Origin of the sequence: Clostridium facile (assembly GCF_014297275.1) — a bacterium.
Taxonomy (GTDB): domain Bacteria; phylum Bacillota; class Clostridia; order Oscillospirales; family Ruminococcaceae; genus Massilioclostridium; species Massilioclostridium facile.
On the sequence record NZ_JACOQK010000001.1, the window covers coordinates 1,455,816 to 1,479,300 of the forward strand.

Annotated in this window: 22 protein-coding genes; 4 read left to right on the forward strand and 18 right to left on the reverse strand. The window is 38.2% G+C overall.

Annotated features, from left to right (window positions below; all coding sequences use genetic code 11):
• Nucleotides 1–160: 160 nt before the first annotated feature.
• Genes ybaK through H8Z77_RS06065 form a run of 3 tightly spaced genes read right to left on the reverse strand, consistent with a single transcriptional unit; the run spans nt 161 to nt 2,769 of the window.
• Nucleotides 161–649 (reverse strand): Cys-tRNA(Pro) deacylase, encoded by a 489-nt coding sequence (gene ybaK, locus H8Z77_RS06055; RefSeq protein WP_186996482.1) that lies wholly within the window; start codon nt 647–649, stop codon nt 161–163.
• On the reverse strand, nt 633–1,928 hold the full coding sequence (locus H8Z77_RS06060; protein WP_069989322.1) for a Na+/H+ antiporter NhaC family protein: 1,296 nt from the start codon (nt 1,926–1,928) through the stop codon (nt 633–635). Before H8Z77_RS06060 ends, ybaK begins: the two co-directional genes overlap by 17 nt.
• Before the next feature lie 13 nt (nt 1,929–1,941).
• On the reverse strand, nt 1,942–2,769 hold the full coding sequence (locus tag H8Z77_RS06065; RefSeq protein ID WP_186996483.1) for a putative RNA methyltransferase: 828 nt from the start codon (nt 2,767–2,769) through the stop codon (nt 1,942–1,944).
• Nucleotides 2,770–3,199: 430 nt separating this feature from the next.
• Here H8Z77_RS06065 and H8Z77_RS06070 point away from each other — a divergent pair, with 430 nt between their 5' ends.
• The 3 genes from H8Z77_RS06070 (at nt 3,200) to H8Z77_RS06080 (ending at nt 8,891) form a co-directional block, all read left to right on the forward strand.
• Nucleotides 3,200–4,459 carry a glycosyltransferase family 2 protein gene (locus tag H8Z77_RS06070; protein ID WP_286165480.1) on the forward strand — a complete coding sequence of 420 codons (1,260 nt, stop codon included), beginning with the start codon at nt 3,200–3,202 and terminating at the stop codon, nt 4,457–4,459.
• Nucleotides 4,460–4,744: 285 nt separating this feature from the next.
• Nucleotides 4,745–7,975 (forward strand): discoidin domain-containing protein, encoded by a 3,231-nt coding sequence (locus H8Z77_RS06075; protein ID WP_186996484.1) that lies wholly within the window; start codon nt 4,745–4,747, stop codon nt 7,973–7,975.
• Nucleotides 7,947–8,891 (forward strand): FIVAR domain-containing protein, encoded by a 945-nt coding sequence (locus H8Z77_RS06080; protein ID WP_186996485.1) that lies wholly within the window; start codon nt 7,947–7,949, stop codon nt 8,889–8,891. The genes H8Z77_RS06075 and H8Z77_RS06080 overlap by 29 nt, the downstream gene beginning before the upstream one ends.
• 305 nt (nt 8,892–9,196) lie before the next feature.
• On the opposite strand, the gene H8Z77_RS06085 is transcribed toward H8Z77_RS06080, so the two are convergent.
• The 11 genes from H8Z77_RS06085 to H8Z77_RS06135 form a co-directional block, all read right to left on the reverse strand.
• Nucleotides 9,197–10,435, reverse strand: a complete 1,239-nt coding sequence (locus H8Z77_RS06085; RefSeq protein ID WP_270739728.1) for a peptidase U32 family protein — start codon at nt 10,433–10,435, stop codon at nt 9,197–9,199.
• Between the two features lie 14 nt (nt 10,436–10,449).
• Nucleotides 10,450–11,706 carry an endolytic transglycosylase MltG gene (gene mltG / locus H8Z77_RS06090; RefSeq protein ID WP_186996487.1) on the reverse strand — a complete coding sequence of 419 codons (1,257 nt, stop codon included), beginning with the start codon at nt 11,704–11,706 and terminating at the stop codon, nt 10,450–10,452.
• A 10-nt stretch (nt 11,707–11,716) separates the two neighbouring features.
• Nucleotides 11,717–12,313, reverse strand: a complete 597-nt coding sequence (locus H8Z77_RS06095; protein ID WP_186996488.1) for a 5-formyltetrahydrofolate cyclo-ligase — start codon at nt 12,311–12,313, stop codon at nt 11,717–11,719.
• Complete coding sequence (locus tag H8Z77_RS06100; protein WP_069989334.1) at nt 12,307–12,843, reverse strand: DJ-1 family glyoxalase III; 537 nt, start codon at nt 12,841–12,843, stop codon at nt 12,307–12,309. The genes H8Z77_RS06095 and H8Z77_RS06100 overlap by 7 nt, the downstream gene beginning before the upstream one ends.
• A 13-nt stretch (nt 12,844–12,856) precedes the next feature.
• Entirely contained in the window at nt 12,857–13,678 is an 822-nt protein-coding gene (locus tag H8Z77_RS06105; protein WP_186996489.1) for a GNAT family N-acetyltransferase, read from the reverse strand.
• A 7-nt stretch (nt 13,679–13,685) separates the two neighbouring features.
• On the reverse strand, nt 13,686–14,582 hold the full coding sequence (locus tag H8Z77_RS06110; RefSeq protein WP_186996490.1) for a DUF2156 domain-containing protein: 897 nt from the start codon (nt 14,580–14,582) through the stop codon (nt 13,686–13,688).
• Nucleotides 14,583–14,589: 7 nt separating this feature from the next.
• Nucleotides 14,590–15,252, reverse strand: coding sequence for a dTMP kinase (locus H8Z77_RS06115; protein WP_186996491.1), 663 nt, complete (start codon nt 15,250–15,252; stop codon nt 14,590–14,592).
• A complete protein-coding gene (locus tag H8Z77_RS06120; protein ID WP_186996492.1) occupies nt 15,252–15,488 on the reverse strand; it encodes a DUF896 domain-containing protein in 237 nt (78 codons plus the stop codon). Before H8Z77_RS06120 ends, H8Z77_RS06115 begins: the two co-directional genes overlap by 1 nt.
• Nucleotide 15,489: 1 nt before the next feature.
• The gene (thyX, locus tag H8Z77_RS06125) at nt 15,490–16,269 is read right to left on the reverse strand and encodes an FAD-dependent thymidylate synthase (protein WP_069989345.1); all 780 of its coding nucleotides are present in this window, start codon (nt 16,267–16,269) and stop codon (nt 15,490–15,492) included.
• Between the two features lie 176 nt (nt 16,270–16,445).
• On the reverse strand, nt 16,446–17,249 hold the full coding sequence (locus tag H8Z77_RS06130) for a hypothetical protein (protein ID WP_186996493.1): 804 nt from the start codon (nt 17,247–17,249) through the stop codon (nt 16,446–16,448).
• Between the two features lie 102 nt (nt 17,250–17,351).
• Nucleotides 17,352–17,546 (reverse strand): hypothetical protein, encoded by a 195-nt coding sequence (locus H8Z77_RS06135; protein ID WP_069989347.1) that lies wholly within the window; start codon nt 17,544–17,546, stop codon nt 17,352–17,354.
• A gap of 93 nt (nt 17,547–17,639) precedes the next feature.
• Here H8Z77_RS06135 and H8Z77_RS06140 point away from each other — a divergent pair, with 93 nt between their 5' ends.
• Nucleotides 17,640–18,167 carry a cysteine hydrolase family protein gene (locus H8Z77_RS06140; RefSeq protein ID WP_186996494.1) on the forward strand — a complete coding sequence of 176 codons (528 nt, stop codon included), beginning with the start codon at nt 17,640–17,642 and terminating at the stop codon, nt 18,165–18,167.
• A 93-nt stretch (nt 18,168–18,260) separates the two neighbouring features.
• Here H8Z77_RS06140 and H8Z77_RS06145 read toward each other — a convergent pair whose 3' ends face one another.
• The 4 genes from H8Z77_RS06145 to truA form a co-directional block, all read right to left on the reverse strand.
• Nucleotides 18,261–20,543 (reverse strand): ATP-dependent Clp protease ATP-binding subunit, encoded by a 2,283-nt coding sequence (locus tag H8Z77_RS06145; protein ID WP_186996495.1) that lies wholly within the window; start codon nt 20,541–20,543, stop codon nt 18,261–18,263.
• A 152-nt stretch (nt 20,544–20,695) separates the two neighbouring features.
• Entirely contained in the window at nt 20,696–21,397 is a 702-nt protein-coding gene (locus tag H8Z77_RS06150) for a CvpA family protein (RefSeq protein ID WP_186996496.1), read from the reverse strand.
• 13 nt (nt 21,398–21,410) lie between these two features.
• Entirely contained in the window at nt 21,411–22,547 is a 1,137-nt protein-coding gene (locus H8Z77_RS06155; RefSeq protein ID WP_069989353.1) for a DUF5711 family protein, read from the reverse strand.
• A gap of 201 nt (nt 22,548–22,748) precedes the next feature.
• The gene (gene truA / locus H8Z77_RS06160) at nt 22,749–23,483 is read right to left on the reverse strand and encodes a tRNA pseudouridine(38-40) synthase TruA (RefSeq protein WP_069989354.1); all 735 of its coding nucleotides are present in this window, start codon (nt 23,481–23,483) and stop codon (nt 22,749–22,751) included.
• Nucleotides 23,484–23,485 lie beyond the last annotated feature (2 nt).

Consider the following 23,485-nt stretch of genomic DNA (forward strand, 5'->3'; position numbering starts at 1 on the left):
CCCTGAGTAAATTCAGGGAGTTTTTCTCTTTTTCACTTGATAAGGTAGTTTCTAATGAGAATAAAAATATTATTTTAAAGGAACTAAATTTTATCTATTTCGATTACATAATATGGTAGGATTTCTGTTAGAAAATCAATTACTGCTCCAGTAACCAAAATTACTTTTTGGTAATATCCGCAAAACTAGCGCCAATTAATCTTGAAAGGTCGGTTGGAGAAGTTTCTACTTGATATCCAATCTTTCCTCCACTATAAATCATCGTGTCTAAACTTTGTGCAGTAGAGTCGATTACAGTGCGATACTGTTTTTTCATTCCAATAGGGGAACATCCTCCTCTAATATAGCCAGTTATCTTGTTGATTTCTGCTACATGGATCATTTCCACTGACTTTTCTTCCACAGACCTTGCCGCAGCTTTTAAATCTAGCTCTGCTACTACTGGAATTACAAATACAAAATAATCTTTACTATGTCCTCTTGTCACCAAAGTTTTAAACACCTGTTCCAAAGGTTGTCCAAGTTGTTCAGCAACTGAAACCCCATCTACTGCCTCGTTCCCTTTATGGGAATATGTATAGTGTCGATACGGAATATTTGCCTGGTCTAAAATACGCATTACATTGGTTTTATCATTCTTTTTTGCCATTATTTTTGATAACCTTCTTTCCAAAACAGATAAATAGAATTGCGCTAACACCCATTAAAACAGGGTAATATAAATTTGGTAAAATATCCGTTGGATGTAGGGATGCTAACGAAGCAGCTGTCAACAACTGTGCTCCGTACGGGAGGATTCCCTGTATCACTGAGGTAAAAATATCTAAAATAGAAGCTACCCTTTTCGGAGGTATTTCATATTCCTCTCCAATTTCCTTTACAATCCCACCGGCCATTACAATCGCTACGGTGTTATTCGCCGTACAGACATCGACAGCAGCGGAAATTCCGGCAATCCCCAATTCTGCCCCTTTTCTTCCTCTAAAGCATTTTCGGATGGCATAAATTAAGAACTGAATCCCTCCATTTTGCCTCACTAAAGCTACCACTGCAGCAACCACCATGGAAAGGATAGAAATTTCATACATGGATTCTATACCAGAACCCAGAGCCTCAAACATTCCTAAAAAATCAAACTTTCCTGTTGCCAGTCCAACAATGATAGATACCCCGATACCGGAAAACAATACAATAAATACATTAAAGCCAATTAACGCCCCAATTAAAACTACCAAATATGGTAAAATCTGAAATATATTGTAACTCATGTCCCCTGTAACAACATAGGTACTATGAAAAGTACGTGATACTAAGATGATAATGGTAACAATTGCCGCTGGCAGGACGATTAAAAAATTCTGTTTAAATTTATCCTTCATTTCACAACCTTGTGTCCGTACTGCAGCAATGGTAGTATCTGAAATCATAGAAAGGTTATCTCCAAACATGGCCCCACATACTACGGCTCCTACCGTTAAAGCCAATGGAAGATTGGTTTTTTCTGAAATACCAACCGCGATTGGTGTTAAGGCAGTAATTGTTCCTACCGAAGTCCCCATAGAAAGAGAGATAAAGCATCCCACTATAAAAATACCCACTACAGCCAAATTAGGAGGGATAATAGAAAGGCTAAAATTTACGGTGCTATCTGCCCCACCAGCAGCTTTTACAATACCAGAAAAAGCTCCAGCTAATATAAAGATAAACACCATGGTAATAATTGTTTCATCTCCGGCGCCTTTGCAGGCTGTTTCAATCTTTTTTGCCAATGGGAGCGACCTGTTTTGAAATAGTGCTACTACCAATGCCACTAAAAAACCAACCACAGCAGGCATAATATAAAAATCTCCTGTAATGATTCCTGTACCTACAAAAATAATCAAAAAGATGCCAATTGGCAACAATCCTAAAACATGTCCTTTTTCCATAAAAATAATTCTCCTATTTTAAATTGGATTGATATACGAATAAATGGAACTCTACTGTAACCGTCAATTCCTTTAAGGAAGCTAAACGTTGGTAATCTTCTATAGATGTTTTATAGTAATAAGGGGTCATTTTAAACAGGGAATCTATCAATTCTGGTTCTTCCAGATGTATTGGATAGCATAAATGCTGTTGCTCAATCAAATGGAATCCTTGCAGTATTGTGTCTTTTACTTCATTTTTATATGGTTGTTGGTATACTGCCTGTTTTAGTTCCCATAAATGTTCTTTTCCAGGAACAGCCAATATCATATATCCATCTGGCCGCAAAACACGCAATAGTTCTTCCCCACAATAAGGGGCAAACAAATTAAATACACCGTTACAGCTATGATCATCTACTGGAAGATGAAACGCACTGGCTACTGCATAATTAATCGCTTTATTCTGTTTAGCAGCCTTGTCCAACGCAAATTTAGAAATATCAATCCCTGATAAAGAAACCTGAGTTTGATTATGATTAAGATGGCGCTGTATTTGATTGGTATAATATCCTTCCCCGCATCCAACATCCAACAAAATATCACTATTTTGGAAGTATTGTTCTGCTATTTTACAAATTAGTTCTGCCAGTGGCTGATAATACCCTTTGGATAAAAAATTACGACGTGCAGCAACCATTAATTTATTGTCCCCTGGCAATTTTGAATGCTTACTATTGGGTAGTAATAAATTGACATATCCGCTTTTAGAGCGGTCAAATACATGCCCCTTGGGACAATAATATTTGGCGGGGTCCTGTTGTAATGGCCTTCCACAGCATGGACATAAAAATATACTCATAATAATAGTCCTTTTTTAAAATCTTAATTTCGAGTACTGTTGTTTCAATTTAATCTTCTGATCATGATAAACAGCTATTTAAATCAGATTTATTATAACATATTTTGAAATGAATTCCAATGAAATCATGTATTACCAAAATTATGATAATTTTTTGTCAATCATGCAAAAAATCAAATCTTTTTATTGTTAAAATTGCCATACTAACCCATAAAATAACATTAAAATTTATGGATTTCATTGTTTATTATGAACACTTTCTTATAATCTGCATATTTCAATTGTTTCTTAAAAATATCATGCTATAATATTTTTTGATCTTGAATATCTTTGTTGTGTTAAACTATGCTACGTTAAAATGGTATTAAAAATTTATTGTAAGCAAAACAAAATAACGCTATTGTTTTAGAGGATATAGGGGGAAGTTCTTTTGCTTAATTTTATTCAAAATTTCAATTTGGTAATTATGATAATATTTACAGTATGCTATGCATACCAATTTTTTTATGCTTTTTATGCTTTATTCAAAAAGCCAAAACAATATGATGCTACAAAACAACACAGTTATGCTGTGATTATTTCGGCTAGAAATGAAAGCGCTGTAATTGCCCAGTTAATCAGAAGTATTCGGCAGCAAAAATATCCGGCAAAACTCATTGATATTTATGTAGTAGCCGATAACTGTACCGATAATACGGCCCAAATTGCCCGTGAAGCTGGCGCGATTGTATATGAACGTTTTAATACACAACAAGTAGGAAAAGGATATGCCTTAGATTATATTTTTAAAATTATCCATAATTCTTCTAAAGCAGATGCATATGAAGGATATTTTGTTTTTGATGCAGACAATCTGTTAGATGAAAATTATATCGCAGAAATGAACAAAGTATTTGATAATGGTTACCGCATTGTAACCAGTTACCGGAACTCTAAAAACTATGATACTAACTGGCTATCCTCTGGTTATTCCCTATGGTTCTTAAGGGAATCAAAATACCTAAATAATGCACGTATGATGTTGAATACAAGTTGTGCAATTTCTGGCACAGGATTCCTTGTTCATCGTGATATTATCATTAAAAATAACGGCTGGAAGCACCATCTTTTAACAGAAGATATTGAGTTCTCAGCAGATAATATTATTCAAGGAGAAAAAATTGGTTACTGTGGCACTGCTGTATTATATGATGAACAGCCAACTACATTTAGACAATCATGGAATCAAAGACTGCGTTGGGCAAAAGGATTTTATCAAGTATTTGCAAGATATGGCGGTGGATTGTTAAAAGGCATTTTCAAAAATCACAGTTTTGCTTGCTTTGATATGTTTATGACGATTTCTCCAGCAATGTTTGTTTCTTTATCCAGTATTGTAATGAATGCCGTCTTCTTAATCTGTGGGTTATTATCCCCAGAATCATCTCAAGCAATTATTACAACAACCTTAACTTCATTAGGAGGAACACTTTTAAACTTTTATTGTATTTTCTTCTTCTTTGGTGGTTTAACTTTAATTACAGAATGGAAAAAGATTTATGCAAAACCTGTTAAAATAGTTCTATCCCTATTTACATTTCCTTTATTTATGTTTACTTATATTCCAATCGCATTGGTTGCCCTATTTAAAAAAATCGAATGGAAACCAATCGAACATACTGTTACGAAATCCATTGAAGATGTACAATAACCATAAGCCATCAGTTTTCCTGATGGCTTATTTTTTTATCATATTCATCTAACACGCAACGCAAACAAAATGATTTGCGTTGTTTTACTTATATACAAAAATAATTCTTACAAAGAACACTTCTGTTTTTTGTTTAAAACTACAATATCATTTCGATAAGAAATCTGATAGAATAAATTTTAGTAAATTTTTTCCTGTTATAGGAAGATACAGATTTATTTTACCATTTCAATGAAAAATAACGGGCAATTTTTGCTTGGAACTGGAAAGGAGCAGAAAGAGAAAATGAAAAAAAGAGTTAAATTTATGAGCCTATTGTTAGCCGGATGCTTATGCCTCCAATGTACAGGCATGGTTTCGTTCGCAAAATCAGAAACATCGGGAAACCAATTATGGTTTGATTTTCAAACGCCACCAGACAGCAGTAAAACCCGTCCGCTATGGTTTTGGAATACCGAACTGGATGAAATGACGCCAGAAAAAGTGCGAGAACTTGTTCGGGAATCCTATCAACAAAGCGGATATAATGGCTTTGGAATTTTACCAAACTGGATTAGCCAATATCTTTCGGATAACTATTTTGAGTTGTACGAAGCTGCATTGGATGAGGGAAGCAAATATGGTATGCAGTTCTCACTATATGATGAAAATGGTTTTCCCAGCTATAACGCTGGAGGATTATTGGAAGAAAATTATCCTGAGCTGACTACAAAACGTTTGGATAAATTTGAACAGGATGCTTCCAACGGTGAAAAAGTTTATTTATCCCTTCCAGAAGGAAAACTAATGGGTGCAGTTGCGATGAATATGGATACAATGGAACGGATTGATATCAGCGACCAAGCTACAATTGTTGATCCTCCTCCATTCAGCCCAGATACCCAGCCTCTGGGGGTTTCCGCTTCTTCTACCTATAGTGTAACCAGTGGTTACGAAGCTAGCAAAGCGGTAGATGGTGAACTCTCTACTAGATGGAACGCAGAATCCTTATCCGGTGGTGGTGAGTATCTGCAAATCAATTTTGGAGAAGAAAAAACCTTCGATTCTGTCAAAGTATATGAAGATAAACTGGAAGAACTACATAGGACCAAAGACTATTCCATCCAATACTGGGATATAGCTGAAAATAGGTGGAAAACTGTTGCCACTGGAACTAAAATTACCGATCAGGGTGCAACCCACAGCTTTGAGCCTGTTACTGCCCAATTAGTTCGCCTTTATATCAGAAATATTACACAGGATAGCGCTTCTATTAGCGAGTTCCAAATTTTTAATGGAAATCAACAGTTAGAAGTTCCTCCTACCCCACTTGTTCCAGAGAAAGCTGGATATTCCGCTTCTTCTGTTTATGAAATCGAAGCAGGTTATGAGGCTGATAAAGCATTCGATGGAGATATGACAACCCGTTGGAATGCAGCTGCCCGGGGTACAGCGCCCCAATGGTTAGAGATTTCTTTTGGGGAAGTCCGGAATGTAAACAAAGCAGTTTTATATGAAGATTTGGACCGTATTACCTCATTCCATTTACAATACTGGAATGGTGATTCCTGGGTGGATTGTGCTACAGGTTCTACAATTGGTTCAGCTGGGCTTACCTTAAATTTTGACTCTGTCCAAACTACAAAAATGCGTTTATTAATGGACGGATTAAATGGAATGAGCCCAACTATCTGGGAAATAGAACTTTATGATGGCAATACAAAAATTCAGATTAATGAAGATCAACAGCAGCCAGAAAGTTCTCATTTGGAATATACTGTCCCAGATGGAAGCTGGAAAGTAATGGCCTTTATGTGCGTAAAAGACGGCAACAATGGCATGGATTATTTAGACGCCGATTCTGTACGTGCCTTTATCGATATTACCTATGAAGAATACTATAGCCGGTTCCAAAAATATTTTGAAAATGGTACCATTACATCCGCTTTTTATGACGAACCAACTTTCTGGCCTTGGCCGGGTACTACTCCTTATGGTGCGGAAGGAGCGCGTTTATGGACACCAGAATATAACAAAGCTTATGAAGAAACCTTTAACGGTGAAAGCCCTGTGTTAAATTATCCTGCTTTGTGGTATGAGATTGGTAAAGACACCGACGAAGCAAGAAATAAGTTGCAATATGTACGTACCGAGCTGTTCGCAGAAAATTATATTGGACAGATTGCGGACTGGTGTGACGACCATGGAATCGACCTGATGGGACATATGTTATTGGAAGAATGGGTCAATCCAGTCGGACTTCATGGTGATTTGATGAAAGTGTTTAAAGACCAGCAAATTCCTGGTGTGGACGTTATTGGCAGCTATGGCTACACCCAAGAAGCTTATAAAATTATATCTTCTTCTGCCAACAATTGGGATAAAGGAGTGGTAATGTCCGAATCATTTGGAGCCATGGGAGAAAATATGGATAAAAATATCTTACATAAATCTTCTATGGACCAGTACGCAAAAGGAGTTAATATGATTATTCCACATGCTATCTGGTATGATAACATCAACCATGTTGATGCTCCACCTGAACTTTCCTACCGTAATGAACGATATCGTGAAGAATTGCCAATCTATAATAACTATATGGGAAGGTTAAATACCATGTTGCAAGATGGTAGGCATGTTGCGGACATTGCCATGCTTTATCCAATCGATTATTTAGAATCCAGCTTTATCTTCAATGGTGACGCAAATAACCCTTCTGACGCAGACTATATGCGTGTTGGGGAAACTTTATCCTTAACTGCTCGTCGAGATTTTACTTATTTGCATCCAGATATTATTGATGAAAGATGTTCTGTAGATGGAGACACCTTCCATTTAGAAAATGAAACCAACTATGAAGACTATAAAGTTTTTGTAATTCCAGGTACCAAGGTAATCAGCCTTTCCAATCTGGAAAAAATTAAAGATTTCTACGATAATGGCGGAAAAGTAATTGCTACCACCCAACTCCCTTATCGTGGAATCGAAGACAGCGAAAATGAACAAGTAATTTCTATTATTAAAGAAATGTTCCAGGTTGATCCTGTTACAGGGCAATCCTTGGCATCTTCTACGGGGGAATACACCAAAAATACCAATGCGGCAGGTGGTACAGCATATTTCATTCAAACTGGATTTGAAACAAAACTGCAAACTGTTTTAGATGATGCTCTCCCAACCTATGATGTGGAAATTGACCAGGTTCCAGCTATTTCTGGCGGTAATTTAAGCTACATTCATAAAGTAAAGGATAATCAGGACATCTACTTTATCGCAAATTCCAGTGATACTGCTATGAATATAACCGTTTCACTGCGTGGAGAAATGGAACAGCCAATGCTGTGGGACCCCATGACAGGAACAAAACAAGCAGCAACCTTTACAGTAGAAAATGGTATTACAAAAGTTCAATTGAGCTTAACTGGAATACAATCTATGTTTATTGTAGATGAAACCCAACCGGTGGTAGAAGAAACAGATAAATCGATATTACAGACAGTCATTCAGTATGCGGAAAACGCAAAAAAAAACGGATGAATATACCAATGCAATCCCATCTGTCAAAGATAGTTTTGACAAGGCTTTGACCGATGCGAAAGCAATCAATGATAATGATTCCGCAACCCAGGAACAAATAGACACAGCATGGAGAACATTATTGAATGAAATCCATAAACTAGGATTTCAAGTAGGTGATAAAACAAAACTGCAAGCACTGTATGATGAAATGAGCAAAGTAGACCTAGACGATTACAAAGATGGTGTATCCAAAGAGAATTTTGTAAAAGCATTAGAACAGGCAGCAACAGTGTTGGCAGACCCAAATACAATGCAAAAAGAAATTGACAAAGCATACGACGAACTGGAAACAGCATATAGCCTGTTAGAAAAGGCAGCAGATAAAAGACAACTAAAAGCATTAATCGAAGCGACAAAAGAATATCAACAAGAAGAATATACAGAAAATACCTGGGGAATCTATGCAGAAGCGAAAGCAAAAGCAGAAGAAGTCTATAACAATGTAGACGCAACGCAAGAAGAAATCAATGAAGCAGCAGATAACCTGCTAGCAGGAATGCTACAATTGAGATTCAAAGCGGACAGCTTATTAGAGGAAGTAGTGGAAGAAGCAAAAGGAATCGATTTAAGCCAATATACAGTAGAAAGCGCAGCAACCTTCCAAGTACTGTTAGCAGAAGCCCAGGAAATGTTAAACAACAATGACCTAAGTAAAGAAGATGAAGGGACAATTAATGCAAAAGCAATGGAACTGAAGGCGGCACAAAGCAAACTGGAACCAATAAGGACAGCAGGAAGTGAAGCGACCCAAACCGTACAAGAAAGCGCAACACCAAAAGCAGATGCAGCGAAAACAGGGGATGTTGTTTCAATCACAGGATTAGGACTATTGATATCAGGAATCAGTTTACTCATTTTACGCAAGAAAAAATAGCTATAAAATGATTTTATGAAACCATATTTCCAATATTTCTATTGAAATGTTTCCATCATCTAATGCACATTTTAAGCAAAAATAAGGTATACAAAAACGCACCTGATAAAACAGGTGCGTTTTTTACTGTTTTTATAAAATCTTCTGATCGCCATACAAGTAGGAAGAAATCGACTTCTAATCATTTTATTAAAAATATAGTCAAAATTAGTATCCATTAGATGTAGAAAAAATTTTTTATCCATTGAAATAGGTTATTGCCATGGTAAAAGAAATTTTCTATTGTAAAAAGGAGCCAATTAGAACTACGATTCCGCTTTATTTTTACGGATGATTGTGCCAGTCTGTAATACTCCCTGATAGGGGATTTTAAATTTCATCATTGCATGGCAGGCGGAATCTACCAATTGGTTTTCTTCATCAAAAATCTGACTGATTACCATCTCAAAAGGTTTTTTGCCCGGCTCCAATACCTCTACGGTATCCCCAGCCAAAAATTTATTTCTTTGGGTGCAATACGCAAATTCACCATCTGTACGGTCCACAATTGCCACAACATCAAAATTTCTCAAATAGCCACCATTTTCATAATACTGTCCATCTTCAGGACGGCCAAGCAAAAATCCTGTGTTATATCTGCGATGGCTCACTTTGCAAACCTCATCCAACAGCCAAGGTTCCAACTGGAAATGTTCTGGATCCCGCTGATATTGATCCAAGGCAATCCGATAAGCATTGGTAATAACTGAAACATAATAAGAGGATTTTGCCCTTCCTTCAATTTTTAAACTAGTAACACCAGCTTGTGCCAACTGGTCAATATATTCAATCAAACAAAGATCTTTGGCATTTAAAATATAGCTCCCTTTTTCATCCTCAAAAATCGGAAAATACTGGCCTGGGCGTTTTTCTTCTACTAAATGGTATCCCCAACGGCAAGGCTGGGCGCATTCTCCCCGGTTAGCGTCCCTGTCAACTAGATAATGAGACAACAAACAACGGCCAGAAAAAGACATGCACATAGCGCCATGTACAAAAACCTCAATTTCCAAATCAGAAGGTGTTTTTTCTCGAATGGTACGGATATCGTCAATACTTAATTCACGGGCTAAAACAACACGTTTTGCTCCCATACGATACAGCTCATTGGCAGTACGGTAATTAACAATCCCTGTCTGCGTAGACATATGAACTTCAACTTCTGGTGCATACTCTCTTGCCGCCGCAAAAACCCCCATATCCGCAATAATAAAAGCGTCCACACCAGCATCCCGGGCATTTTTCAAAAACTCCGGCAGCTGGTCTGCTTCCTCATTTGTGGGAACTGTATTACAAGTTAAATAGACCCGTACACCATGTTCATGGGCATAATCTACTGCTTTTTTTAACATGGGAAAATCAAACTTTGCGGATACCGCACGCATGCCAAATTGGGATCCTCCAAGATATACTTCATCCGCACCAAAACGGATTGCTGCAACCAAACGTTCAAAATCCCCCGCTGGAGACAATAGTTTTGGAAATGATTGATTTTGATTGTTCAAAAACGAAATCCCCCTTATATTAAACCGGCTTTTTTCAGGTTTTGATTGTGTTCTTCTAATGTTTTTGCATAAAAACATTCTTTTGTTTCAATATTAGCACAGAAATAATAATAATCTGTAGTTGCAGGATGTAAGACAGCCTGGATGGCATCAATTCCCGGATTACAAATTGCCCCTGGGGGTAAACCAGGTGTAACGTAGGTATCATACGCCTCCGCAATAGCATCCGATGTTCCTTCTGATTTTAAATTCCCTGAAATTTCCTTCGCATAACTTTTAGTAGGATCACATTCCAATTTCGGGTATTGGTCAGAATTATGGATACGGTTCATTAGAACAGATGCTATTTTTGGCATATCCTCTATACTTCCAGCCTCAGCCTGGACAATAGAAGCCAATGTAATCACTTCATCCAAACTAAATTCGGAGGATTTAATCTGTTCATAAAGGTTTGCTTCTTGCATATGTTCATCAAATGCCTGTAAAAACTTACGCGCAACAGATTCTGCATCCTCATTTTTAAAGAAATTATAGGTATTTGGAAAAGCATATCCTTCCATCACATGATATTTAGAATCATTCTTTTCCTCTGTGAGCATATCCTGATAGGCAAAGTCAAACGAATTCTCCTCTAAAGCCCGCAAGAACTGGTCTCCATCACAAACGCCGTTCGTTTCTAATAAACGCACAATTTCATCCAAGGTAGAACCCTCTGGAAAAGTAATTTTTATCACATTCGGATTTTCTGATGGCACCATATTCAATTCTTCAATAATCGCGTCATAGTCCCATTTTGCGCTAAAACTATGGACTCCCGCCTGAAATCCAGAACCTTCTCCACGCATTTTTACTACAAAGCGGAATAACCATGGTTGATCAATGATACCTTCCTCTTTTAGTAATTTGGAAATTTGCGCAGTAGTAGCACCGGAAGGAATTTCAATATCTGCTGATATCGCTGGTTTACTCAAGGCAAATACATCGTTAAAACCTGTTAAAATGGTGAATGCAAGCCCAATAGAAATGATAATAATTATTCCGGCTACTAAAAATCCTGTCCACTTTTTTCCTTTTTTCTTCTTTTTCACTGATTTACGGCTTGGCTGTTCTATTGAGTTTTTTTCTTCCTTTTCTGCTAAAAACTCTTTATCAGAAGTACTGCTAAAAATCACTGTATCATCTTGTATATCTGAAGCAGACACTGTCGAAATTTCCTGTTCTTTTACTGGTTCTTCCGTTATTTTTTGTTGATCCTTTTCCTGTTCTGACATGGATTCCCTCCTATTTATTACTACTTTTTTCTAGGTGCTTCTTAAATTTTTCTGTTACCAGCCATTGTACTGCCCTATCATATTTTCCATGAGGCAAAGATGGGTGTAAACAGCTGGAATAACAAATTCCAACTGTAGTTCCATCATACTGGTTTAAAAACCGGTCATAATATCCTTTTCCATACCCTAAACGGAAGCCGGATAAATCAAAAGACAAACCAGGAACAATACAAAACGAATTCGGAAATTGGTTTAAAATATAACAATTTTGTTTTGGCTCTAATACAGAAAATGTTCTAGGTTCTAAATCCTCCATGGATTGTATTTCACAAAAATCCATCAATCGGGTTCCATCAATACAACGAGGCACAACCACTCGTTTGCCTGTACTCCAAGCATGTGCCATCAACTGATGAGTATCCACCTCTATTTCAGTGGAAACAAACGTAATCAACATATCCGCCTGTTGATATTGCTTTAATGAAATGACCCTTTCAAAAATATCATTATCCTTTTTTTGTTTCATCTGTGGGTCCATGGTCCGCCGGATTTGTTTATATTTTTGGCGGAGCTCCTGTTTTATTGGGCGAATATCCTGTTTTACCATTGTACCTGTTGAGCCAGAATTTCGGCTTTCTCCTTACCCAAAAGCTGTTCTACTAAAGCAAAACTAAATTGTTGAGCGGCCCCAGCCCCACGGGAAGTAATAATCGTACCGTCCACACAGACTGGTTGATTTTGGTAGTTCGCTCCGATTAAATCCGGTTCAAATCCTGGAAAACAGGTTGCTTTTTTTCCTTGCAACAAACCCTTATGTCCCAAAATACTTGGAGCTGCACAGATTGCACCAATTATGTGATGGTTTGCTGTACAAACATCAATTGCCTGTTGGACAATCTGGTTTTTCTCTAAATTTAAAGTACCTGGCATACCACCTGGCAGTACAATCATTTCAATCTGGTCAAAATTCACTTGATCTGGAGTAATATCCGTATGTACCATAATCCCGTGAGATCCGGTCACAATCTGCCCCGTCACCCCAACAGAGCATACTTCAACTCCAGCACGGCGGAGATAATCCAATGGAGTTAACGCTTCCACTTCCTCAAAACCTTCTGCTAAAAATAAGTATACCATGATAAACTCCTCCTTAATCTAACATTGTATTCATATAAAACTTTGTCCAATCAATATCACAAGGCCGTAAAATGCGTGCCAAACCATAAAGCCTTGTATTTCCTGGAAAAGACACTTCTGCCTTTTTTACATCCGCAAACTCACAAATGGCAGACAGGTCATTTTCTAAGCTTTCCTCCTGGGAGGAAATTTCCTGTACCCACAACTTCCTTTTTTCTTTATAATACACAGCATAAGAGCTGGTTGTTTCAGTTTCAATTTTGGTAACAAATCCGCCCGCAATCTTTACCTGTTGATAGATTAAAGCAATCATCTCCGGACTATGTTCCAAATAACTGGAATGGTTACGTTCATATTCTAATTTCATCTGAACAAATTCTTGTTCTGATAAAGGGGATAAAATAGAAGCTGTGCTTTTTGCTGGGTATTCTTTTTGTCCAATCAGGATTGGTGTTGTAAAATCCTGTTTTTCATAGAAATCTACCAAGCTTTTTGTCTGGGGAATTAACAGTGAAGCGACTTTTCCTTCTCTTGCCGCAAAATCACAGGCATACTCAATCAAACTGTGCATATACCTACGCCCCTGATATTCTGGCAAAGTGGAAGCAGCATAAATATAAAAAGCTGGATATCGGTTACCATTGGAAACTAAAGTAATATCAATCATATCCAACATCGAAGAAACGGTTCCATCCGATTCCCGCATAATTAAAGTTTTGGCAACTTCCCCGCGATGTTCGTAATAAGATTGGATATAGCTATCTGGGTCGCTAAAACATGCCATCCAGATTGCCTGTAACGCTGGAATATCTTGTTTGGTTGCAAATTCAATCATTCTGTTCTCACCTAACTGCAACTGCATTGCATTTTTCTTCTAATAATGCTGGATAATAAGAGAGCTTTGCTTTGCGCAATCCTTCCGCACCAGTATCATCTTCACGGTTGATATATTGATAATCTTGACAAGTATTTTTTACAAATTGTTGGTTGATGATTGGATAAGCTCCCTGAATCTCAGACATCGCTTTTTCAATATGGACCACAAAGGTATCAGAATTTAAAGGTTCCCCCATACAATAGGCAATCACTTCTCCGTCCACACGGATTAATCCACCTTTTAATCCTAGTGCATCAAAGTGCCGAAATGCCTGCGCAACAGCACATTGCTCGCTTAATTTTTCATCATCCATTAAGCAGTCATTCACAGCACACCAACGTTTGTTCATCTGTCGGCATTCTTCTTTATTTTCCGGTGTAATTGGTTCATATGACCATCTACCCTCATTATTTTCCAAAAAACGGTTAATATGATTCCGCTTAGAATGAAGTTTTTTTCCAGAAAGAGTAGTTAATTTCTCGGTGAAATAAATATAATCAAAATAATCCCTAGTTTCGGTAAACTCAAATTTTCCTGGGAATTCCTGTTCCAGCTGTTCCTGTGCCTGTTTGTTGACACTGTGAAGATAAAACGGCTGCCCCAACTGGACTGAATATTCTTCCATTGCTTGGATTACCGGCCGTAACTCCCCTTTACCTGGCGGAAATAAAAAGCTGATTTTTCCGTCTACCATTGACCCAACAATTAATCTATCCCCGACGCGGGCGATTCTGGTTTTATAAATAAATTTCCATAAAAACATGGTGGAAAAACTATACTCACATCCGCGGAAATCCGAATAAGAAAGTAATTCATCCACCCAAGGTTTGTCCGTTAACTCAATCTCTTTTAATTCCAACATAATACCCTTACTTTCCAATGATTCTTTTGATTTGCTCCGAAATAGTTTCAATTGTATAGGGTTGTTGGCTATCGCTACAAGGAATCACCGTCCAACCCAATTTTTCTGCTGCGTACAAAGCCGCTTTCCGGCAGTTTAATAAATAATTCAGATTGCTTTCATGAATATCTTTTTTCGAGTTATCCCCTTGATAACGGGCGCTCAATAATTTCTGGGATACATCCGGATGCATATCCAAATATAGGATTTGGTCCGGACGTGGAAGCCCCAATTTATCATATTCATAATCCTGCAACCAATCCAAAAAAGAGTCCCAATCTTTTTCCTGCAATTTTACCATCTGATGGATTGCATTGGAACTGACATAGCGGTCACACAAAATTAATGTTCCCCTTTGATAATCTTTTCCCCAGTCAGTCAAATAGCTGATATACCGGTCTGACGCATAAAATCCAGCAGCACCATAGGCGTTGATATCCTCTGGATTGTTAGAAATTTCTCCATTCAGGTACATTTTTACCAATTCGGATGACCTACTGTTATAATCAGGAAATGTAACCTTCCGCACTGGAATTCCTTTGGATTGAAAATACTCTGCTAACAATGCTGTTTGAGTAGCTTTTCCACTACCATCCAAGCCATCAATTACGATTAAGTGTCGTTCTGGCATTACTTATCTTGCTCCTCTTTTTGTGCTTGTTTCAATTTTTCTGGAGTAACATCATTTCCCTGTTCGTCCACCACTTTAATTCCCATCAACTGTTGTTTAAAACTTGCACGGAACATTTTTAAATATTCCTGGCGCAGTTCATTCCGCTCCACCAGTTCCGCAGGGGTTAAATCTCGCTCTTTCGCAGTCCTTGCCAATTCATTAATTCGGTTTAAAATCTCTTGATACCGTTCCATATTATTCTTCCCCGCTTTCCTGCTTTAATTGTTCAAAATAGGCCTTTACTTCTGCCATTTTTCCACAGGACATTTTTCCTTCTGGACATTTTCCAGTTAAGCAGGATGGTCCTGCATTCCGGAACAATGCTGGGGCAACCTGATAAACCAACCGCAGCATTTCATTGGCAACCGCACGGATTTCCCACTGAGCACGATTGCAGCAACGATGATGGAAAAAATTCATCAAACTACGAGCATTCATGGTTAAAATCATTTTGGTATCACAGGCGTTGGGTAGAACAAAACGGGCGTCTTCAATCGCTTTTTTTTCTGCTTTGGAACGAGCCTGTTTTTCTGTGCATCCTTGTTCTAAAAATTCCTGGTAATGCTTTTGCGCTAAAAGATCAGCCAAGGCATGATAGTTCTCCATATCCTGTTCCATTGCTTTTATAAAAATCTCTTTTGCCTTTGGATCAGCCTCAATTTCAGGAGGTGTTACATATTCAAATTGATTTTCTTTTACATAGCGTTGGCTTTGCACACTGTAAGATGCTAAACGGTGACGAGTAACCTGCGCCAAAAATGCACGAGATACCCCTTCGATTCCAAAGGTAAAGCTGACATGTTCAATAGGGCTCTCATGCCCCATGCTAGATAGCATGTCCACAAAATCCCTGGCTTTTTCTTCGGTTAACCCGTCATAAACCTGATCAATCCCAATGGGACTATAACAGAGTTTTGCAGCACAAGCTACAGTTTTTTCTGGGTTTGGTGTATAAGAAATCAACTGGACCTTCATGTAAAACGAACCCCCTATATTGTACTATCTCCATTGATTGTGGCACGAAATTGTATAATATGCCAATTGTTCTTTTATTATAGCAAATTATATCAATAAAATCAAATATACAGAGATAAAAAACAGGCGGTTCCCTCTGGTATAAAACCAGAAGTTTACCGCCTGAGTTGATGGAACTATTTGCCGCATTCTCCACAATCACTGCTGCAATCATCAATGCGGGGTGGGAAAAATTGATCCACTGGGAATTGAATTTTTTCAAAGATGTCGCAAGGACTATCTGATGTGGTGGTGCATTCCTTATCTGGAATACAAAAATCATAAACAGGGATCATCATTTGTACTTGGCGTTCCAACTGGATAATGGAAAACAAGCCAATTGTCACAGTAACCATCCTTTGTGGTAATACACATTCAAAGGAACCTTCAAATTGTTTGCATACACAGTTTGGAACGGAAATACAACAATCCAGGTTTGGTTCTGGGCAATCACACAAATCACAGGAAAGCAACATAGGCTGTGCCACCTGCAAACGTGCCTTTGGAAGGTATTTTGGCGCAATATAATCCTGTTCATTCTGATCGTTAGTAAATACTTTTACACTGCCTTCGCTGCCATATAAGATTACTTTTTTGTTCGCTGTTGCCAAACCGCACACAGCTGTCGGCGGATTAACCGGAGATGTATAGGCATCTAACTGAACCAAGAAAAAATATGTGATGTCCACCGAATAAAACCCTTTGTTAAACGGTACCGGCTCAACCGATAAATAGGCGCTGGCAACATCCACGTTTTTTGCTTTTACTGTGTAAGCAGTATCGATAATAGGCTGGGTAACATCAGTAAAATACACCCTTAAGTCAGCAAGACAATCCTTATCTCCACAGGAATCGTAAATCCTTGCGGCATCGATACAAACGGCTTCTTTAAATTCGTCAGAATTTCCACAGCCAAATGTGCCAAATTGATTTTCTGCCATAAGAATCCTCCTATAATAAAATGATATTGAGGTATACCTCGGAAGCAATTGCTTACTATATCATATGTGAAGGATTCAAAATTGTGCTAAAATCCAGCTAAGTTATAGCCCTGCTCCAAAAATTTGATTGATATAATCGTGCATTTCCTGTTTGCTGTGAATACTGTGCGTATGGTCAATAATAGCGGCTTGTTCTGGCTTGGATAAATCCACAAATTTTTTCATTGCGTCTGTGTTTTGTGCCAATGCCATTCCCAAACCCATTGGTAAATCTTTTAAATTGATTTCTGATTTCATAACAAATCACCTCAAAAATAGCATACCACTTTACATTTGGTTTATGCTATAATACAAGAAAAAGCTTTTCTTATCAAGAATGGAGGTATTGGAGTGAAAAAATTATTAATTGTGGTGGATTATCAAAAGGATTTTGTCAACGGAAGCCTGGGCTTTCCAGAAGCTGAACAGTTGGAACAGCCTATTTATGAAAAAATAAAACAATACCATCAGGAAAACCAAGATGTCCTATTTACATTTGACACCCACCAGAAGAACTACCTGGATACAAAAGAGGGCAAATATCTCCCCATAGTCCATTGTATTCAACATACAGAAGGATGGAAACTATTTGGAAAAGTAGCAGAAGAAAAACAGGAGAAAGACGCTGTTATTTTGAAACCTAGCTTTGGCTCCTTAGAGTTGATTTCCTTTTTACAGCGTGGAAACTATGAAGAAATTGAACTGGTTGGAATCGTCTCTAATATCTGTGTCATCTCCAACGCAATTTTGGCAAAAACAGCTTTACCAGAAGCAGAAGTAATTGTGGATGCGCACTGTGTTGCCAGCAATGATAGCCAATTAAATCAAGCTGCTTTACAGGTGATGCAAGGGCTACAAATACAGGTAAAAAATTTATAAACCGATCAAAACTCCATCCAGCAAAAAATTACTTGAAATCCATCTATATCGAAAAAAGCCTATTATTGCAAATAACAATAATAGGCTTTTATTCTATTGCTGATTTATTTGGAATAGTAATTCCCCATCCTGTTCGGAAAGTTCAATTGATGTTAACACTTCATCTGTGTTGGTAATCATAATATTCGCGATTCCATCTTCTACTTTTTTACGGATAGTTTTCCGTAATTCACGAGCGCCAAAACGAGCTCCATCCGACTGTTTGGTCAAGTAAACAACCGCTTTTTGGTCATAATGGAATTTGATGTATTTTTCTGCCAATACTTCTTTCAATTCGTCCAACATTAAGCAGGCAATTTTTTCCATATTCTCCTGGGTTAGGTGGTGGAATACCACAATTTCATCCACACGGCTCATAAACTCAGGACGCAAGAATTCAGACAAAGCTCGGATTGCTTTTTCCTGATCCACCTGGTCTTCCGTTTTATTAAAGCCTGCCACACCAGTTTTGGTGCTAGAACCAGCATTGGAAGTCATTACAATGACTGTGTTTTCAAAGTTTACAGTCCTACCATGGGAATCTGTTACCTTTCCTTCATCCAGAATCTGCAACAGGATATTCATCACATCTGGATGAGCTTTTTCAATCTCGTCAAATAAAATGACAGAATAAGGGCGACGGCGTACTTTTTCGGTCAACTGGCCAGCATCGTCATACCCCACATATCCTGGAGGGGAACCAACCAACCGGGAAACAGCGTGTTTCTCCATGTATTCGGACATATCCAAACGGATCAATGGATCAACCCCGTCAAATAAAGTAGATGCCAACACCTTTACCAGCTCTGTTTTTCCCACACCAGTTGGACCAACAAAAATAAACGATGCTGGACGGCGGCGCTTACTCAATTGGGCACGATTCCGTTTGATTGCTTCCGCTACCAGTTTTACTGCATGGTCCTGCCCGATCACTTTGGATTTCAGTTCATCTTCCAATGTGGTCAAACGTTTAATATCATTCTGCTGAATTTTATTTGCTGGAACACCTGTCCATAATTCTACCACCCTTGCCACATCTTCCATGGTAACACGGATGTTCATTACCTTTGGCTCCAACTCTTTTAAATGTTCTTTTACTTTACTGATTTCGGATTTTACGTTGGCAATCCGTTCATAATCAGGGTTTTCTGTTTCAGATGATAAATCTTCCTCTTCCTGGTACAGCTCTTTTAACTGTTTGTTCAAACGGTCATATTCCGTCAACTCTTTACAGCGTAATGAGCGGCATGCACAGGATTCATCCAACAAGTCAATCGCTTTATCTGGCAGAAAACGGTCTGTAATATATCGTTCGGAAAGTTCCACCGCACTGCGGACAATTTCAGGGGATACCAGTACCCTATGATGTAATTCATAGTATTTTTTAATCCCCATTAAGATGTCAACAGTTTCGGAAATCGTAGGTTCATCCACTGTAACTGGTTGGAAACGGCGTTCCAACGCGGAATCATTTTCAATGTGTTTCCGGTATTCATTAAAGGTAGTGGCACCAATCACCTGGATTTCCCCACGGGATAATGCTGGCTTCAAAATATTGGCGGCACTCATGGAACCTTCAGAATCCCCCGTTCCCACTAAAGTATGCACTTCATCAATAAACAAAATAACATTGCCAGCTTTTTTTACTTCGCTGATCAATCCTTTGACACGGCTTTCAAACTGGCCACGGAATTGTGTACCAGCCACTAACGCTGTCATATCCAGCAAATAAACCTCTTTGTCAGCCAAACGGAAAGGAACTTCTTTGGCTTCGATTTTCTGGGCAATCCCCTCCGCAATTGCTGTTTTACCAACACCAGGTTCCCCAATCAAGCAAGGATTGTTTTTGGTACGGCGGGATAAAATCTGAGTTACACGATAGATTTCCCGATCCCTTCCAATAATATTATCCAGTTCCCCATTGCGGGCACGTAAATTTAAATTAGTGCAATAAGTAGTTAAATATTTATATTTTTCTTTCTTTTTCTTTTTGGATTTTTTATCCTTATCGGAACCATCTTCTTCCGTGTCCTCATCCTGTTCAGCAGGTACTGCCATTTCATTTCCATTGACATTGCCAAACATTCCACTGACAAATGGATTCATGACATCCGCTCCACCTGGCTCAAAGTCTTCCTCCATCATGGTCATTAACTGATTGCTCATGTTTTCAATATCATCATCTGTAATTCCCATTTTTTCAGTCATCTCTTTAATTTGAGGGATGTTTAGCTCTTTCGCACATTTTAAACATAACCCTTCATTAATTGTCTGACCGTTTTCCTGACGGGATACATAAACAACAGCCATTCTTTTTTTGCATCTGCTACAAATCATGTTGATCTCCTTTTATCGTAAAGTGTGAACCACACAAAATACAACCCCTCTTTTGGGATAACAAATACCATTATGCACTGGATAAAACAGAAATTCAAGTAATATATTATGAATAAATACCGAGTTTATGAACTTACTGCAATAAAAATAGATTAAAAGAAGTGTAATGGGTTAAAACGGTAAAACATAGCAAATAAATAGGTAGACTCTATTTGCTGGGTATTCAGCCAGCCTAAACTGTCGTGGGTAAAGAGAATAATAATCTCACAAACCATTGCCAACAACAATAAGTAAACACCTGCCTGAAATACGCCAACACAGCCGCCCAACAAACCATTCACCGTGCCAATGACCGGTATATAGTTGATAGTCACCGCTATTTTTAAAATAATATGAACTAACAGCCTACAAACAGCAAACAAAATGACAAATAAAATACACTCTAATAAAAAAATGGTAGCAGGGCCCAAAAACTGGTCTACCAGATCTTGTGCTATCGAAGAGGCACTATCCCCCAAATGGGATGCCATATAGTCCGAAGCTGTTTGCCCCTGAAACAGGATTCCATTTAAAAAGCCGGGTATTTTATCTGAAATTTGGTTGACGGCAGCTTGTAATTCCTCTACACTGCCTGCACTAGCCAGTTGTTCTCCAACCTTCTCAATCATTCCAGATCGAAGCCAACGTTCAAATACCATGGGGGCAAATAGCTTTCCCAACCAGGTAGCTGCCAAAAGGGAAATGATATATCCACCTAACGAAACAATAGAAGCCACTAGCCCTTTCCGGTATCCAACCCAAACACATAAACAAAGTAGCCCTATTACAAAGCAATCCAAAATAATACTGGTCATATTTGGCCTCCTATTACAACGAACTGCATTCTAACTTGGAGGTACTCACTCCATATACAGTATTGTTTTTTCCGATAATGCGGCTAACCACAGCCTGGTCTTCAATAGAACCCTTTAACTCTAATTTCATGTTGTATTTTTGTACCTGTTGGTTGGTCAATAAATAAACATAGTTTCCATCTGTGTCCAAATCTCGGATTTGATCGTTGATTGTCGTCTCCGCTACCGTCCCTCCATTGGAATCCAATACTGTTAATTTTTGGTTATCTTTTACTTCTTCCCCCTGCAGCACAACAGTATAGCCCGATGTATTTACATAATATTTTAAATCTTTTGAAAAATCGTAACTAGAAATCTGGCTTCCATTACCATCCAATGTGACGACCGCAGTATCCGTCACCATCTGTATTTTCCCACTGGATTTGACAACAACGGATACGGCCATTCCCTGTTCCATCGTCTGCTTAAAAATTTCCTGCTCTTTATCAAAGTCCAATTTAATCAGCTCTGACTGCATAATACCGGACTTTGTGTTTACCGCTGTAAGGACACAGCCTTTCCCTGAGCCAGTAAAATCAAGGGAGGTTACCAGTGCTTCTGCCGAATACCATTTATATACTTCCTGACCAGTGGAATCATAAACCGTTAGCCGACACTGATAACGGTCATCCTGGGTTATAATCGCTATATTGCCATTGTCCGCAATTTCTCCAAACAGAATTTTTTGCTCTGTCGATAAATCAAAAATAGTCCCTGATTTATTCGCCACCATAAATTTTGTTCCACTAATATCATAAATCAGGATCCGTTTAGAAGAAGATTTAATACTTGGATTAAAATAACCATGCTGAACGGTTTGCAATGTTCTTCCTTTGGCACTGTATAACATGTATTCTTTATCTGTTAGCAGCGCAACATTACTGCCACACATGGTAAAGCCTTTTATAGCATCCCCTTTTAATGAGACAGGAAAACTGGTGTTTTTCTGCTCTGCCACCCCTTGATCTACAATGGAATTTTGATAAGAACGATATATCATCCATCCGCCAAGAACAATAAAAATAATAAATAAAAAAAACAGCACACGTCTTAGCAGAACCTTTTTGCGCCTTTTTTTTCGATAATCTTCTATGTTCTTAACACGTGCCATTTTGTTCTCCTTGTACTAAAATTTTGCTAACCATTTTATATGGTATCAGCAAGGGCACTACATCCTCATAAATGGTATTTTGTTTTTACTCATTTTCGATTTATGATTCATACTGTCCCTACAGTTTGTATGATTAATTTTATTTTATTGGATATACATTGCGCTTCCATGAATATAGTCTTAATATCTTGGTTCATATCGTTAATAAAAAATCCGGTTTAAATACAACCCTCGGGCTGGCGCTGTCTTTCCAGCTAAGCTTCTATCCTTCTTTTGGATGATTTCTGGAATCTGCTCTGGTTGGATTTTTCCTTCGGATACAAATAACAGTGTTCCTACCATAATCCGCACCATATTATATAAAAACCCATCTCCTCGAAAAACCAGCTTGATCAAATTTCCTTCTTGCTCTACTCTGGCATCGAAAATCGTCCTAGTTTTATCTTCCACATCGGTATGCAAAGCACAAAAAGCAGAAAAATCATGGGTTCCTAGCAAATATTGCATTGCTTGCTGAATACGCTCTATCCGAAGTGGATAGCGGTAATGGTATACCATATCCTGCAAAAAAGGGTTGCCATATTCCGCGTTCCAAATTTGATAAACATATTCTTTTCCTGTACAGCTGTACCGGGCATGAAAATCCAATGGGGCTTCTGAACACCCCAACACCACAATATCATCTGGCAGAGATGTGTTCATTGCCCGCTGTATATTGTTACAAGGAATTTTAGACTCGGTTTTCATATGGAAAAAATATTGGTTGGCATGTACTCCAGTGTCTGTCCGGGAACATCCGGAAATATCCAGGCGTTTCTGAAAAAGCCTTTCAATACTATCCTGTACTACCTGCTGGACAGTAATTGCATTCTGCTGTACCTGCCATCCATGATAGCGACTTCCATTATAAGAAATTTCAAATAAAAGGTTTCTCATAG